14 protein-coding genes and 1 pseudogene are annotated in these 15,634 nt (G+C 35.0%); all 15 read right to left on the bottom strand.

Features of this window, described 5'->3' with window-relative positions; all coding sequences use genetic code 11:
* Window positions 1-39 precede the first annotated feature (39 nt).
* The 15 genes and pseudogenes from ACK3CR_RS15770 to ACK3CR_RS15700 all read right to left on the bottom strand — a co-directional run bounded on the left by ACK3CR_RS15770 (window position 40) and on the right by ACK3CR_RS15700 (window position 15,527).
* Complete coding sequence (locus tag ACK3CR_RS15770) at window positions 40-1,266, bottom strand: Ger(x)C family spore germination protein (RefSeq protein WP_488975726.1); 1,227 nt, start codon at window positions 1,264-1,266, stop codon at window positions 40-42.
* On the bottom strand, window positions 1,244-2,350 hold the full coding sequence (locus ACK3CR_RS15765; protein ID WP_243511315.1) for a GerAB/ArcD/ProY family transporter: 1,107 nt from the start codon (window positions 2,348-2,350) through the stop codon (window positions 1,244-1,246). Before ACK3CR_RS15765 ends, ACK3CR_RS15770 begins: the two co-directional genes overlap by 23 nt.
* Window positions 2,351-2,380: 30 nt before the next feature.
* Window positions 2,381-3,901, bottom strand: a complete 1,521-nt coding sequence (locus ACK3CR_RS15760) for a spore germination protein (RefSeq protein ID WP_488975725.1) — start codon at window positions 3,899-3,901, stop codon at window positions 2,381-2,383.
* The gene (locus ACK3CR_RS15755) at window positions 3,898-4,029 is read right to left on the bottom strand and encodes a hypothetical protein (RefSeq protein WP_488975724.1); all 132 of its coding nucleotides are present in this window, start codon (window positions 4,027-4,029) and stop codon (window positions 3,898-3,900) included. The genes ACK3CR_RS15760 and ACK3CR_RS15755 overlap by 4 nt, the downstream gene beginning before the upstream one ends.
* A 264-nt stretch (window positions 4,030-4,293) precedes the next feature.
* Window positions 4,294-5,700 carry a sugar porter family MFS transporter gene (locus ACK3CR_RS15750; RefSeq protein ID WP_243511321.1) on the bottom strand — a complete coding sequence of 469 codons (1,407 nt, stop codon included), beginning with the start codon at window positions 5,698-5,700 and terminating at the stop codon, window positions 4,294-4,296.
* Window positions 5,701-5,711: 11 nt separating this feature from the next.
* Complete coding sequence (gene iolE / locus ACK3CR_RS15745) at window positions 5,712-6,611, bottom strand: myo-inosose-2 dehydratase (protein WP_243511335.1); 900 nt, start codon at window positions 6,609-6,611, stop codon at window positions 5,712-5,714.
* Between the two features lie 379 nt (window positions 6,612-6,990).
* Entirely contained in the window at window positions 6,991-7,176 is a 186-nt protein-coding gene (locus ACK3CR_RS15740; RefSeq protein WP_488975723.1) for a hypothetical protein, read from the bottom strand.
* A 60-nt stretch (window positions 7,177-7,236) separates the two neighbouring features.
* Window positions 7,237-8,160 (bottom strand): sugar phosphate isomerase/epimerase family protein, encoded by a 924-nt coding sequence (locus tag ACK3CR_RS15735; RefSeq protein ID WP_488975722.1) that lies wholly within the window; start codon window positions 8,158-8,160, stop codon window positions 7,237-7,239.
* 338 nt (window positions 8,161-8,498) lie between these two features.
* A pseudogene (locus ACK3CR_RS15730) lies at window positions 8,499-8,597 on the bottom strand (hypothetical protein); the annotation flags it as partial.
* A 235-nt stretch (window positions 8,598-8,832) separates the two neighbouring features.
* A complete protein-coding gene (locus ACK3CR_RS15725; RefSeq protein ID WP_243511341.1) occupies window positions 8,833-9,693 on the bottom strand; it encodes an AraC family transcriptional regulator in 861 nt (286 codons plus the stop codon).
* 122 nt (window positions 9,694-9,815) lie between these two features.
* Window positions 9,816-10,769 carry a siderophore ABC transporter substrate-binding protein gene (locus ACK3CR_RS15720; protein ID WP_243511344.1) on the bottom strand — a complete coding sequence of 318 codons (954 nt, stop codon included), beginning with the start codon at window positions 10,767-10,769 and terminating at the stop codon, window positions 9,816-9,818.
* An 87-nt stretch (window positions 10,770-10,856) separates the two neighbouring features.
* The gene (locus ACK3CR_RS15715) at window positions 10,857-11,618 is read right to left on the bottom strand and encodes an iron ABC transporter ATP-binding protein (RefSeq protein WP_243511347.1); all 762 of its coding nucleotides are present in this window, start codon (window positions 11,616-11,618) and stop codon (window positions 10,857-10,859) included.
* Window positions 11,615-12,565 carry an iron chelate uptake ABC transporter family permease subunit gene (locus ACK3CR_RS15710; protein WP_243511350.1) on the bottom strand — a complete coding sequence of 317 codons (951 nt, stop codon included), beginning with the start codon at window positions 12,563-12,565 and terminating at the stop codon, window positions 11,615-11,617. The genes ACK3CR_RS15715 and ACK3CR_RS15710 overlap by 4 nt, the downstream gene beginning before the upstream one ends.
* On the bottom strand, window positions 12,558-13,508 hold the full coding sequence (locus ACK3CR_RS15705; protein WP_243511354.1) for an ABC transporter permease: 951 nt from the start codon (window positions 13,506-13,508) through the stop codon (window positions 12,558-12,560). Before ACK3CR_RS15705 ends, ACK3CR_RS15710 begins: the two co-directional genes overlap by 8 nt.
* A gap of 567 nt (window positions 13,509-14,075) precedes the next feature.
* Complete coding sequence (locus ACK3CR_RS15700) at window positions 14,076-15,527, bottom strand: sugar porter family MFS transporter (protein ID WP_488975721.1); 1,452 nt, start codon at window positions 15,525-15,527, stop codon at window positions 14,076-14,078.
* Window positions 15,528-15,634: the final 107 nt, after the last annotated feature.

Genomic DNA, 15,634 nt, shown 5'->3' with positions numbered 1-15,634 from the left:
AAAGAAAACTTTCTCTTCTTCGAAAAGAAAGTTCTCTTTTTATCCCTTTTTAGTTTCTGTTGATGTTCCATAGCCTTCAACTTCTACGTCAACCTTATAACGTACAGAACTTTCACTAAAGGTCTCATCCCAATTGTCTTTTACCTTATTCCATGTTTTAGGGGAGTGAATTCTTAACTGCTCCCCGAATCCCGCAATATCAACTTTATATTTCCCCTGCATCTTTTCAACAGATTTTTTTATTTTTTTTTCAATTTCTTTTTCAGTTAACGTTTCTACCTTTTTTAGAGCGTTCTTGGTAGAGACCGTATCAGATTTTGTCCATCTTTCAGACATCCGACCTTTAGAACTTACTTCAACATCGAAAGATATTTTTCCACCTTTGACATGCGGTTTAATTTTACTTTTCAGAGAGATAACCTCATATACAACTAGCTCTTCCCCTTTTTTATGAACGCTTTCAACTGTTCCTCCTTTTCCTTTTCCAGTCATCCATGTAATTCCTTCAAGGTCCTGTTCATCTAATATTCCTATCACTTTTTTTGTTTTGCCATCTACAATAGCTGCTCCTCCAAATTTCACTTTTCCTTTTTCTGCTTGAACATTTTGAAGCAGGAAACTACTGTTTGATTGCAGCTTACTTTCAATTTTCACAAGAGTCACAGGCGCCAGAATTTTTGTTGTACGATAGCTGTTGTCTACAATTCCTGCTAATCGAAAAGCTGGAGTTTCTCCCGGAACATTAGATTTCAACGTGTTACTTGCTCTTCCATTACTAATTAAAACAAGACAGCTTGGTCTAAATTCATTATCACGAAGTTCTTGATTTAACAGTTTTTCAAGACTATATTTTGAAGCAAGTTTTTGGCTAATAACAATCACTTTCATATGATAACTCATAATGGGCGTATCATTTTCTAATGAAATGTTTCGTACCATTTCATGAATAGAATCTCCTGTTTCACTCACATTAATATAAGACTTTTGAGTAGGATCTGCTTGAGTATTTGTAGAACGTGCAACTTGAGAAGTAATGATTTGATATGTTGACGTAATCATCTTTTTATTGTCTGTTCTATTTTCTTGCTCATCCAACTTTCTTTCGATTTCTGATTCTTTTGCTTTATCTAAAGCTAACCCTACTCCTAGGCTTTGTTCTTCAATTTCGTGACTGCTCCAGCACCCTGTCAGGATGACTAACATAAGCACAGAAACAATAGCCCATATTCTCCTTCCTCTATATTTATGATGATGGTTGTTCCTCATATTTCTTTCCTTTCATCTTTGAAATGACAAGTAAAATAAATGGTAGCCCCCCTACTAATAAAAGAGCCATATTTCCCACAAAATCACCGAGATGAAAAACATCATCAACATTTTTAGGAATCATAGCAATAACGTAAATAAGAGGTAGCGTAACATACGCAAAAAGCTTTCTATCCTTATGCGTTGTTTTCGCTAATCCGAGTGATGCTGCATAATGACTAATATTAAAAGAGGCGAACATTTGCATAATCCATACAACTAGAAATAAAGAATCAAACCGTTCGAAAATTAACCCCGTTATTTCATAGCTTCTAATAAGCGTAATAGTTGGCCACGTTCTTCCTAACACTCCATCAATAGACAATGCACCTAGGACAAGCATCACCGTGATAATATAGAGAACAACTGGAATGCCTATCCCAAACAGTACGGCTTTTTTAGCTTTTTTCCGATTTTTCATAAACACTCCGATAAACAGCAAAATTTCAAAACCCGTAAAGGAAAGTGAAGTTGTTCTAATACCTTGCAATACCGGAAATATGCCTGACCCTAAGAAAGGCCTAATATGATCTACTTCAAATAACTTTAAGCTCATGAATAGAACAAGCAGAAGTAAAATAACCGTAATTGGAAAAATAATTTCAAATACACGTGCAATTGGATTAATTCCTCCGACTGCTAGATAAACGCTCAGCCACATAAACGGCATCATAATAGCCCACGAAGGCGTTCCTTCTAACAAAAAATACGATGTAACCATTACTAAAGAACGTAAATGAAACCCACAAATAAGAAGAAAATAAGAAATAAAGAGAAAGTTAAAGATTTTCCCCATCCATTCCCCCATAATTTCTCCACTATATTCATAAAAGCTTTTTTCAGGAAACTGTTCATTCAGTTTTACGATAATAAGGCCAACTGCCATAGAAATTAATCCTGCTATAATAATAGTTAGCCAAATGTCAGGGGTTTTTACTTTCTCTAACGCGGTTCTTGGCAATGTTAATATACCCGTTCCAAGAATAAAATTCGTACAAATAATCACTGTTTGAGGGGTTGTCAAACGATCAATCGGCCTTAGCATCGCAAGCTGAACCTCCTTTCGTAAAAAGAGCTAGTTTTCACGCGTCGAATCTTTTGGGTTCATCATTTTTGGTCGCTTCTTCATAATCATAAGAGGCATTCTTATCATTAAATCTTTCCATTCACTTAACCGATAAGGAACAGCAGGGCTTAAATAAGGAACTCCAAAGCTTTTCAATTTTACAACATGACTGATTAGAAACAAAAAGAAAAGAATAACTCCATAAAGACCAAGAATTGCTGCACAAAGCATCGCTCCAAAACGAAGAATCCGCACTGGTATCCCTGCATTATATTGGGGAATAGTAAAAGAGGAAATTGCGGTCAAAGCTACAACAATAACTAATATAGGACTAACAATTCCAGCTTGCACAGCAGCTTCTCCAATAATAAGACCTCCAACGATGCCCATGGCAGGTCCAATTGGTTTTGGCAAGCGTAAGCCTGCTTCTCTTAATATTTCAATAGCAATTTCCAAAAATAACGCTTCAATAAGAGATGGAAAAGGTACTCCAGATCGAGTACTAATAATAGAAACCGCTAACTTTGTTGGAATCAAACCTGGATGAAAAGAAATAAATGCAATATATAAAGCAGGCGTAAAAAGAGCAAGAAATACGGCACAATATCGCAGTAAGCGAATAAAAGTACCTGCAATCCATCTTTCATAATAGTCTTCAGGAGATTGCAGCATCATGCTAAACGTTACAGGAGCAATTAAGGCAAACGGTGTTCCTTCTAATAAAATGGCGACCCTTCCTTCCATTAAAGCTGCAACAACTCTGTCAGGGCGCTCAGTGCTTTGAAGCTGCGGAAACGGGCTAAGATAATTATCTTCAATAAGTTGTTCAACGTATCCTGATTCTGGAACATTATCAATATCAATCTTTTTTATTCTTTTTTCAACCTCTTCTACAAGCTCACGATTGGTAATTTCCTCAACATATGCAACAACTAAGTTTCGCTTAGCACGTTTGCCGACTTGAAACGGTACAAAAGATAATTTTTCAATATGTTCGTATCCTCTCAGTATTGACGTATTGTCATCTAATGACTCTGTAAAGCCAATGCGAGGTCCTCGTACAACAGCTTCTGAGATCGGTTCCTCAATTGTTCTTGTTTTTAGCTTTTCCGTTCCTAATATAAGGACAGAAGGTAATCCGTGGATAAGAAGAACTGCTGAACCGGATAAAATTTTTGAAACTACTTCGTTTATAGAAGTTTCCTCTTTGACATCGCTAATTGATAAAACATTGTCTTTAATAAAAGACGGCAAAGCAACTTTTTCTACTTCATCAAGGTCAAAAAAACGCTTCATAAGCGATGGCATAATATATCTATCGATTAAATCTTTGTCAGCCAAACCTATTATATAAATAAGGGAAGCTTTAATATTTGTGCAGCCAAGAAAAAAATCTCTAAACTGAACATCTGAATTATGACCTATCTCTTCTTGAAGCAAGCCAACGTCTATTTTGCGCTTGTTTTTGCTAGCTTCTCTTTGTTGCTCCTTATTCTCCGTCTTTTGGCCTTTCTGTTGTTGAGCTTTCATACTTCACCTTCTTCTTTACGCTGAATCCATTCAAACACCTTATAAATACCGTACGGAACACTAAAGACAATAAATGCTTGAACAAAAGTCGTCCATTCTGGAATATAATTCACTACTGTTTTCCACATGCTCATCACCTTACAAATTGCTAGTTACATCCTTACTAGTTTCAATTAGTATAAGAAGCGAACGTACCTCTTATACAAAGCTATTCATTTTTCAATCTAAACAAAGCAAAAAGGTTTTCTGGAAGTTTCCAGAAAACCTTTTTCACTTATATTCCTCATTACTTCTTTTGAGAGACTTTATGATGGTTGACCTCACAATGAAATTAGAACTTTCAGCCCTCTTATTCGTTCCTCAAGATTAAAAACGATAGAATCTTCAGTTATTTATTTTGAGATAACTTCTTTGTCTGCTATAGCAGGAGCTTGTTTATAGTTTCTGAAGTTTTCCTCAATTTGCTCAAGCGTAAGGCCTTTTGTCTCAGGAAGAGCTTTTTTCACAAATGTAATAGCTGCAATTCCTAATACAACAAAAACGAAAAACGTTGTAGAAAGTCCAATAGCAGCAAGCAAAATTGGGAAAGTTAAGCCAACAAGGAAGTTGGCAATCCATAGACAAAATACGGTAATTCCCATTCCCATTCCACGCATGCGAAGCGGGAAAATTTCTGAAAGCATAAGCCATGTTACAGGTGAAACAGCTCCTTGCTGGAACGCTAGAAACGTAACTGTTAACGTTAGTACAATATACGGAAGAGCCGGTGACCCTTCAAGCGTTAAGGAAAGAATTCCAATTAAAAGAAGTGCTGATGTTGTACCAATAAGACCTGTAATAAGCATTGGACGACGCCCAACTTTACCAAGAAGCCAAATTCCGACAAATGTAGCTAGAACTGAGATGACACCATTGGCAATGTTCCCAACAAGAGCTGCCTCTGTTCCAAACCCTGAATCTTTTAGAATTTCAGTTCCATAGTACATAATCGAGTTAACACCTGTGATTTGCTGAACAACCCCAATCCCAATCCCAATAAAAATAAGGCGGCGAATCCAGGGAACAGAAAGATCTTTTAATGTTGCTTTCTTCATGTTCTCTTCTTGTTTAAACGCTGTTTCAATTTCTAATACTTCTTCTTTAGCTCGTTTTTTCTCACGCATTTTTTCTAAAACGGTTAATGCTTCTTGACTTCTTCCTTTTGAAATAAGCCATCTTGGGCTTTCAGGAACTTTTAACATACCGAAGAAAAGAATAACAGCTGGAACCGCAGCAATTGGAAGCATATAGCGCCAAACTTCTGGATTGTGGCCAAGTGTTGTACCAAGAATAGCATTAAACGTAAACGCTAAAAGCTGACCCGTTACAATCATAAGTTCATTTTGGGTTACGATTCGACCTCTTCTTTCAGATGGAGACACTTCTGCTAAATATGCAGGAACTGTTACAGAAGCTCCCCCTACAGCAAGTCCTAGTACAAAGCGAGAAATAATCATGACAGTAGCGTTTGGAGCAAATGTACATCCTAATGTTGAAATAAAGAATAAAACAGCAAGATATAAAATGTTTGTACGCCTACCATGATGATCTGAAAGCCTTCCACCAAAAATGGCACCAAATGCAGCACCAAAGAGTAGGGCACTTGTTACAAGACCTTGTGTAACAGAATTTAAATCAAGTTGGCCTTTTTCTGACATATAAGGCAATGCACCGTTAATAACTCCTGTATCATAACCAAAAAGAAGACCGCCAAACGTTGAAATAATAATGACCATACTCAATGAGGAATTTCGATTCATATCAACCTCTCCTATCTTTTTACGAGTGGATTGAGCTTCTCGTTAATATACTTTCTAGCTATTAAAGCATATTCTAAAGGATGTGCAACTGATGGATCTTGTTCTGCTTCGACAACAATCCACCCTGTGTAGTTGTATTCAAGGAGAGTTTGATAAACTTCGGTAAAATCAACGCATCCATCTCCAGGTACTGTAAACATGCCCATTAGAAACGACTGTTGAAACGATTTTCCTTCTTTTCTGCATCTCTCCATTATTTCTCTTCTAGCATCTTTAAAGTGAACATGTCGAATACGGTTGATATGCTTATGCAAAAGCGTCATATAATCTCCATCTGATACGTAAATATGACCTGTATCATAAAGAAGATGAACGACATTTGGATTCGTATTTTCCATTAAGCGATCAATCTCACTTAGCGTCTGAACTCCTGTTCCCATATGATGATGATAAACAAGCTTTAACCCGTACTCGCCAGAAATTTCTCCTAATCTGTTTAATCCAGAGCATAAAACATCCCACTCTTCATCTGTAAAATATGGTTTTTCATCAAAGACATTTTTATCTGTACCTTGAACACTATATGTTTGTTCTGATACAACAGCAACATCTGCTCGCACCTCTTGAAGGAATTTGCAATATTGATGAAAATCTTGTTCTACCTTCTCGATTCCATCACGAATAATGAAGCTGCTGAACCATTGACCCGCTATTTTTAAATTACGAAGTTCAAGCTCTTTATTTAGAATTTTGGCTTCAGGAAAAAAACCGCCAACTTCCGTACCTTGAAACCCCGCTACGACAATATCACTTAACAAGTGTTGCAATGTATTTTCTGCGCCAATTTCAGGAATATCATCATTTCTCCAACCTATTGGAGCAATCCCCCATAAAATATCCTCTGTTTTCATCTTTTCTCCCTCTTTCATGTAACATGTTTTCATTTCTATTTCTAACCTGAATACGCTTTCAGAGTTAACAAAACAAGATAAATACTAACTTTTTGTTATCTCTTTGTCACCTATTGGTTAACTTGTTTTTAATTTTAATATTAAAAGCGCTTTCAGTCAACAAAAAAATCAGAATTTTTCCATCAACTCCTATTTCCTTACACACCTATGAAATGTTAAATTTCATTAAATCTCTTTTCCTAAAAGTTTTCTAATCTACTAAAAAAGAAAAAGCTTGTTCATCTCCTGAACAAGCTTTTTCTCTTTCATTCTTTGTATATTGTTATTGATACTCTACCTATACTGCCTCTTCGTTAGCTGAGCGAACGCCATTTTCAATCTATTGAATTCCTTCAACACCTGATTTAATTCGAGAATACCAAATACCCGTGTATTCTCCTTCTGTCATCTGCTGCTTCCATTTCCTGCGCAAAGTGTGTATAAGACCATACTTTAAACAATCCTTCAAGATTTTCTCTACCAATTTGCTCTCAAGTTCTCCTTCTTCTCCTTCTACCATTGCCAAGCGCATTAGCTGTTTAAATATTAATCATCCGTATTTCCTCTTTTGTTAACTTTCCTTATGTTAATAACCAACGCTTGTTAAATAATCAACGCTTTGCTTTATATCTCGTAAACTTGTACTATAGTTTCTCGGGTCTCGCTCTTGTTCAATTGTGATATATCCGTGATAATCGATTTCTTTTAATAATTCATGAATTGATGAGTAATTAATGATTCCTTGTCCAATAGGGCACATGACGCCTTTTTTGCAAGCATCAAAAAAGCGAATTTCTTTGTTCATCACTTCTTTATATATGTCTAAATTAATATCTTTGAAATGAACGTAATCTAAGCGATCAGCACAGTTTTTGATCCATACATAAGGATCCATTTTAGAATAATATAAGTGTCCCGTATCTAAACATAAGCCAGCTGTTTTGTAAGGAATATCTTGCATAAGTTTTATTATTTCATCTTCAAACTCAATGTATCCACCAGCATGAGGATGAATAACAGGACGGACACCATACTTGTCTCGCGCATATTCAGAAAGGGTTCTAATGTTTTTCATCATGCCAGCCCATCCCTCTTCCGATAACCGTTCTGCTTTGTCAGAATGTCCTGCGCTATAATCTCTTTCATCATGTCCCCAATCAATAATGACAAGATATGGGGTTTTGAAATGCTGACCTTGTACTTGTGGCACTTGTGGTAATTGGGTAATAAGTGAACATATATCATCTACTTGATGCAATAAGTTTTCTACATTTTCTTTATCAACTAAATTATCAAAAATAGTTCCGGCAATAATCGTTAAATCCTGTTTTGCAAGTTCTTCTTTGACTTGCTTAATGTTCATTGGAATATATCCATAAGGTCCAAGCTCAATTCCTTTATATCCAGCTTGTGATGCCTCTTCTAAGACAAGCTCCCATGGAGGCAAGTATGGATTTTTAGGATCATCAACACCCCAACAACAAGGTGCTCCAGCTATTTTAATAGTCATATAAATTCCCTCCTCACATTATTATTTTGAAATAAAGTTATTTTGATTAATTTTTGGTTGGCTTTCCAGCATTTCTTCCTATGTTTTTAAAAATATTATGAAAACTTTCCTAAATGGATAAAGGGTTGCAAATGTATAAATCACCATAAAAGGAGCAACAAACACGTTTAATCCAGAATCTAATATATAGACATAGGCTAATATTTTAAGTTCAGCCTGATATGTAATCCAAACAACAAAAGAATAGGAAAAAGCTAAATTATATAGTTTTACGAAATTCTTCCAATGTGAGCTGTTACATCAGAAATCCATGCTGCAATCCCAACAGCAGGTCCCTACGCCGACTGTGTAGTAGGCATTATCTGTTCAACAAAACAAGAAGAAAGCCATCCTTGTTCTAATCCATCTCCGATCATAAAGATAACTATTCCTAAGTATTCCTACTGTATTCTAAACTCCTTTTCTAAAAGAAAGCGTATATAAACAATGGTCAAAAAAAGCGATTTACTTATTTTTTTATCTACTTATTTCGCTTATATTTAGTATAAAGAGAGGAAAACTTTAAATCCTCCACATTATTGCTAACATTCATTAAAAAACCCCTTATTTTGGACTTATATTTGCGAGAAAGTTTACTATCTTGTTCTATAATGAAATTTCTATATATATCAATTAAGAGTGACTGATGCTCCAAAGCTGACGATATTTTTTGGGTGACATTCCGACTATTTTAGAAAAAAGGGTTGTAAAATAGTTTGGATTATCATATCCAACTATGCCAGCAATCATCGTTACATTGTAATCAGTATTCATAAGCAATGATTGAGCTTCTCCAATTCTCCGTCGCATAACGTATTGAATAGGTGAAAATCCCGTTTCTTTCTTGAATAAATGAGCTAAATAATAGGAACTTATGGAAAGGTCTTTAGCAATGGATGCTAGTGTAAGCTCCTCTCTATAATATTTATCAATGTAACTTTTAATTTGACTAAATAAAATAGACTCTTCTTCTCTCGGCAAAGAAGCATTTTCTTGAGGAATTTGCAAAATGATTGAAATCAAAGCACTTAGCAGGTAATGACATGTTTCTTCATAGCCATCTTCACCTTTTTGAACTTGAGAAAACATAATTTGAAGAAGATTCTCGATTTCTTCTCTCTTTTCTCCACTGCTTAATACATACGATTGATTTTGAGATACAAGGTGATTTGCAGGCAACCCCTCTATATGTAGATTCGAAATTCCACAGCAGTAAACACTCATATTTTGATCCTGATTCGTATATTCATCGTGAAGAACATTGCTATTATAAATTAATATATCCCCTTTACGTACAGAATACTGCTTTTCTCCGATAAGATGGCATCCGCTTCCTTCTTTGATAAATACGATTTCCATTATATCTTCATGCATATGCAATACCCTAGGCCACATCGTATGTTTCGTTTCTACGTTGCACATATGTACAAGCTGAGGAGTTGCTCCATTTTTAAAATGCGATTTACTCATCGAATTAATAAAATACTGACCCATCTTTATTGCCCCCAGTTTTTCATTATATAAAGTTACTATAAGTTTAAAAGGTTCTTTAATAGATGAAAAGGTTAAAATGGCAAAAAAATAGTGCCTCGCTTATGAAGCGAGGCACCCGTTTTTTATTTTAATCCTTCTTCTACTTCCTTAGCCATCTCAGGCACTGAAAGCAGTCCTCCACCTGATAAGTACCAGTAGTTTGGATTAAGATAAATAATATGATTTTCTTTATATGCATTTGTTTTCTTTACAAGATCATTTTCAATTGTCTTTTTAGCTGAAACTTCTCCACCTACTACAGCACTGCGATCAATCACAAATAAGTAGTCTGGATTCTTTTCTACAATATACTCAAATGAAACACTTTGTCCATGTGTAGAAGCTTTAATATTAGGATCAGCAGGTGTTACGCCTAGCTCATCATGAATAATACCAAAACGAGAGTTTGGACCATAAGCGCTAATTTTACCTTCATTTGCTAATACAATTAATCCTGTTTTGTTCGATTTCTCTGCTTTTTCTTTCACTTCACTCATTTTTGCTTTTACATCAGCAATTTTCTTTTCTACTTCTTTCTCTTTACCAAAGATTTTTCCTAATGTTTCTTGATTTTGCTCAAATGAATCCATGTATTTTGTTGTATCAAGCTCAAGATCAATTGTTGGAGCGATTTTTGAAAACTCTTCATACTGGCTTGCTTGACGACCTGAAATAATAATTAAATCTGGATTAATTTCGCTGATTTTCTCGAAGTCTGGCTCTTTTAAGCCTCCAACATTCTCATACTTTTTATCTTCGTATTTTGATAAGTACGTTGGAATGCCGTCCTGTGGCACTCCTGCTACGTTTACACCTAGCTCATCTAAAGAATCTAGAGCACCAAAGTCAAATACAACAACTTTTTCAGGGTTTTTCGTAACTTTTGTTTCTCCAAGCTTATGTTTAACAGTAATTTCCTCTGTCTTACTGCTTTTTTCTTCGTCCGCTTTACTTGACGAACTTTCATTGTTTGAGCCACAAGCTGCAACTACTAGTGCAACAAGAGCTACTAAAAACATAGATAGAAACTTTCTCATGTCTTTCACCTCTAAAAAATTTTATATGAATAGCTGAGATGACCTTTTTATGAAAATCACCTCAACCATTTTCCTCATGATGAAATATTAGGCTGAAAAATAAACGCCAATTTTATTCCCATTAATGGTTTGTATCGGAATATGCATATCATAAATGTCTTCCAATACGTCTTCAGAAATGATTGCAGATGTTGCTCCTTCTTCAACAACCTTTCCATCCTTTAAAGCTACAATGTAGTCTGAATAGCAAGAAGCAAAGTTAATATCGTGAATAACGATAATCACCGTTTTCCCAAGTTCATCAACAAGTCTTCTTAATACTTTCATAATTTGAACAGAATGCTTCATATCCAAGTTATTGAGTGGTTCATCAAGTAAAATATATTCTGTATTTTGAGCAATTACCATTGCAATATAAGCGCGTTGACGCTGTCCACCGCTAAGTTGATCAATATATTTGTCCTGAATATTCTCAAGCTCCATATATTGAATGGCTTCATCTACATACTTCCAATCTTCTTTTGTGAGTTTTCCTTGGGAATAAGGAAATCTTCCGAAGGAAACAAGTTCTCGGATTGTAAGCCGCATTGTCAGGTGATTTGTTTGCTTCAAAATAGAAATCTTTTTAGCAAGCTCAGTGCTCTTCCACTCGCTCACTTCTTTTCCATCAATCTCAATCTCTCCTTCTTCTTTAGAAAGAATGCGGCTAATCATTGATAGAAGCGTACTTTTACCGGCTCCATTCGGACCAATAAAAGACGTAATCTTTCCTTTTTCAACGTTAATCGAAACGTTTTCTACGACTTTTTTTGAACCATATGTTTTAGAGACATTTTTCACTTCAATCATGATTTACTCCCCTTTAATAAAAGATAAAGAAAATAGGTTCCACCAATAAAGTTAATAATAACGCTTAGCGTTGTGGAAAATGTAAATACTCGTTCAACAAGCAACAATCCTCCCACGAGAACTACAATACTAATCAATGAAGAACCAACAAGTAAATAGGAATGTTTGTATGTTTTAAACATTTCATAAGCGATATTTACAACAAGCAACCCTAAAAATGTAATAGGCCCAACAAGCGCTGTAGCAATAGAGATAAAAATCGCCACAACGATAAGAAGTTGCTTCACAACACGATCGTAAGGAACCCCTAAATTGACTGCTTCGTCTCTTCCTAACCCAAGTACATCTAAATACTTAAAGAAACGGAATAGATAGAGAGAAAGTAAGATAACGAGAACACCTGCGAAAACAAGAAGCTCGACTTGCACATTATTAAAACTTGCAAACATCTTATCTTGAACAATTAAAAATTCGTTTGGATCAATTAATACTTGCATGAAAGAAGAAATACTCTGAAAAAACGTGCCGAAAATTAATCCAACAAGAAGCAGAAAATAGATGTTGTTATTTCCTTCTTTTTTGAACAATATCTTATAAAGGATGCTTGTAAAAAGCACCATAAAAACAATGGAAAGAATAAAATTAATGTTTGGGTTCATCACTGCTACGTGAATAGAACCAAAAATAAAGATAATTACCGTTTGTACAAGAAGATAAAGCGAATCTAACCCTAAGATACTTGGTGTTAAAATTCTATTATTTGTAATAGTTTGAAAGATAACGGTAGAAACCGCTATAGAATAACCGGTTAAAATAATCGCTAAGATCTTGGTAATCCTTCTTGGTAAAATATAATCCCAATTTCCACCTGTTTGATAAAATAAGAAAATAGAAATTAGTGTAATAGCTGCTATAGATAAAATAAGAAGTTTATTTCGATTACTCATATGCCTTTCTCCTAATTAACATGTACAGAAAAATTCCGCTTCCAATAACCCCTACCATTAAACCTATTGAAATCTCGTATGGATAAATAATGACTCTTCCTAAAATATCGCATAGGAGAACAAAAATGGCTCCAACTAATGCTGTATGAGAAAGTGTCTTTTTTAAGTTATCTCCAGCATAAATTGATACAATATTTGGAACAATAAGTCCTAAGAAAGGAATCATTCCAACCGTTAGTAAAACAACGGATGAGATTAAAGCAACGAGAATAAGACCAATGTTCACAACTTTTTTATAATTCAAACCTAAATTAACTGCAAAATCTTCACCCATTCCGGCGATTGTAAACTTATTTGCATAAATGTAGGCTAAGATCATAACAGGAACACTTATGTAGATGAGTTCATATTGCCCTGTAATAATAGTAGAAAAATCTCCTTGAAGCCATGATGCAATGTTTTGAATAAGATCATTTTTATAAGCGAAAAACGTTGTGATAGAGCTCACAATATTTCCAAACATAAGACCAACAAGTGGAATAAAAATTTTGTCTTTAAATTTTATTCTGTCTAAGATTTTCATAAAAATAAATGTGCCTAATAAAGCAAATAAAAAGGACACAAGCATTTTTACCATTGGGCCTGCTGTTGAAAACAGCATAAGAGAAATTAGAATACCAAAGCGGGCCGAGTCCATTGTTCCTGCTGTTGTTGGTGATACGAACTTATTTCGCGTAAGCTGCTGCATAATAAGTCCAGCAATACTCAAACTTACTCCCGCAATGATAATACTTATAAGCCGTGGTACTCGACTAATAAGGAGAATTTCTATTTCGTCTTTTGTCCAACTTTTAATATTAAAAGGGCTAATATTTGTAACCCCAACAAAAAGGGACACAAGAGATAGTACGATTAGTGCTGCAACGAGATACCTTTTCTTCACTGTCCAAACTCTTCCTTTATTTATGTTATTTTTTCAAAAATAATGTTTTCAATAAAGAGAATCATTCTCAATTGATGTTAAAAAATAAAATAATTCGTTTGAATTATTTTGGATGTTCTTCATCAAAACGGGACATTATCCCTACTCTGGAAGAAGACTTATAAAGTACAACTATGAATTTATATTATCGGAATTATCGGCTTTATGCAAGTGATTATTTACAAAATAGTGTTTTTTTATTCTCAAACCTAGCCAAACCATATTACTAGATCATGAAAATTTTCTTTATTATTTCTTCATTTAACAGAACTTGTTTCCTATAGCATTCTTCCTTTTGTTTTAGGGAGCTAACTAATTCTTATACTATGATCATAGCATAAATGTAATTAAACAATTTACATACATTCACTTTTAGAGTATAAATTTCAGTTAGAAAAAGTTTATTATAATAAGCATAATCAAGAAAAAGCAGCTCTTAATAAGAGCTGCTTTTTCTTTCTATATAACAATAATGAAGCATCTTTTTCATCGAAAATGTTTCCTTGTGCTTTTTTTAACATAAAAGGTCTACAAATAGTTATTGCTTTCTTTATTTCCGTTAAGAACATCTTCTGTCTTTTCTAGTACTTTAGGCTTCTTTCTGTTATAGTTACGAAACTTTTGTTCAAGTTGTTCAAGCGTCATTCCTTTTGTTTCAGGAACCCAAGTTTTAACGAAAAGAAGCGCGCATACACCTAGTACTGCAAAAATAAAGAATGTTGAGGATAGCCCGATTGCTCCTTTTAACATTGGGAATGTTAAGCCAACGAGAAAGTTGACCGTAAAGAGACAAAAGACTGTAATCCCCATTCCCATTCCTCTTAATCGTAGAGGAAATATTTCTGAAAGCATCAACCATGTTACTGGAGAAACAGCTCCTTGCTGGAATGCTAAAAATGTAACAGTTAAGGCTAAAACAACATAAGGTAAAGCAGCTGTTCCTTCTAAGAATAGTGAGCTTACTCCGATTAAAATAAGCGTCACTGTAATCCCCATAAGGCCTCCCATCAACATTTTGCGGCGGCCTACTCGCTGAAGAAGCCAAATACCAACAAAAGTGGCTAATACAGAAACAATTCCATTTGCAATATTTCCAATAAGAGCTGCTTCAGTACCTAATCCAGAATCTTTTAAGATTTCTGTTCCATAATACATAATCGAGTTGGCACCTGTAATTTGTTGAATAACAGCAATTCCGATTCCAATCAAAATTAGACGACGAATCCATGTAATTTTTAAATCTTTAAAAGATGCCTTTTTAATTTCTGATTCACGATTTATGGCCATTTCAATATCATGAAGTTCTGTTTTTGCACGATCATTTGTGCGCATCTTTTCTAAGACAGATAGCGCTTTTTCTCTTTTTCCTTTTGCTACAAGCCATCTCGGGCTTTCTGGAAGCCTTAGTCCTCCAAAGAATAAGATAACAGCTGGAATAGCAGCAATCGGCAACATAAAACGCCAAATATTTGGATATTGTCCAAGTGTATTACCGATAATGGCGTTAAACGTAAAAGCACAAAGCTGACCACTTACAATCATTAATTCGTTTTGGGTTACAATTCCGCCCCTGCGTTCGGCTGGAGAAACTTCTGCTAAGTATGCTGGTACGATTGTTGAAGCTGCTCCAACAGCAAGACCTAATAAGAAGCGGAAAGTAATCATAACAGCCGCGTTTGGAGCAAACGTGCATCCAAGCGTTGTAATAAAAAATAAAATAGCACTATATAAAAGGGTTGTACGGCGTCCATAGCGATCCGATAATTTCCCGCTAATTACGGCTCCAAACGCTGCACCTAGAAGTAAAGCACTTGTTACAAGTCCTTCAGTTAGTGAGGTAAGATTCAATTGATCTTCCCTAGACATGTAGGGTAAGGCTCCATTCACTACTCCTGTATCATAGCCATATAGAAGCCCACCGAACGTAGCAACGAGGATAATCATCCTCAGCGCTGATTTTTCATTTCCATTGTTACTCATGTTCACTGCTCCTATCTTTTTAATATCGACTAGTAAAATGTGTATCTTGTGTTTTTTACTATACCCACAAAATTTGATAGGAAAACAAAACATGTGAAAAGAATGCA

Source organism: Priestia sp. TRM10 (genome assembly GCF_057808375.1).
The sequence above is the reverse complement of the archived record's forward strand: the minus strand, read 5'-3'. Positions and strand labels throughout refer to the sequence as shown.

Excerpts from the sequence above, each read along its gene's own strand:
- ACK3CR_RS15770 (WP_488975726.1), bottom strand. The coding sequence starts at position 1,266 with ATGAGGAACAACCATCATCATAAATATAGAGGAAGGAGAATATGGGCT.
- ACK3CR_RS15765 (WP_243511315.1), bottom strand. The coding sequence starts at position 2,350 with ATGCTAAGGCCGATTGATCGTTTGACAACCCCTCAAACAGTGATTATT.
- ACK3CR_RS15760 (WP_488975725.1), bottom strand. The coding sequence starts at position 3,901 with ATGAAAGCTCAACAACAGAAAGGCCAAAAGACGGAGAATAAGGAGCAA.
- ACK3CR_RS15755 (WP_488975724.1), bottom strand. The coding sequence starts at position 4,029 with ATGTGGAAAACAGTAGTGAATTATATTCCAGAATGGACGACTTTTGTT.
- ACK3CR_RS15750 (WP_243511321.1), bottom strand. The coding sequence starts at position 5,700 with ATGAATCGAAATTCCTCATTGAGTATGGTCATTATTATTTCAACGTTT.
- iolE (WP_243511335.1), bottom strand. The coding sequence starts at position 6,611 with ATGAAAACAGAGGATATTTTATGGGGGATTGCTCCAATAGGTTGGAGA.
- ACK3CR_RS15735 (WP_488975722.1), bottom strand. The coding sequence starts at position 8,160 with ATGACTATTAAAATAGCTGGAGCACCTTGTTGTTGGGGTGTTGATGAT.
- ACK3CR_RS15725 (WP_243511341.1), bottom strand. The coding sequence starts at position 9,693 with ATGGGTCAGTATTTTATTAATTCGATGAGTAAATCGCATTTTAAAAAT.
- ACK3CR_RS15720 (WP_243511344.1), bottom strand. The coding sequence starts at position 10,769 with ATGAGAAAGTTTCTATCTATGTTTTTAGTAGCTCTTGTTGCACTAGTA.
- ACK3CR_RS15715 (WP_243511347.1), bottom strand. The coding sequence starts at position 11,618 with ATGATTGAAGTGAAAAATGTCTCTAAAACATATGGTTCAAAAAAAGTC.
- ACK3CR_RS15710 (WP_243511350.1), bottom strand. The coding sequence starts at position 12,565 with ATGAGTAATCGAAATAAACTTCTTATTTTATCTATAGCAGCTATTACA.
- ACK3CR_RS15700 (WP_488975721.1), bottom strand. The coding sequence starts at position 15,527 with ATGAGTAACAATGGAAATGAAAAATCAGCGCTGAGGATGATTATCCTC.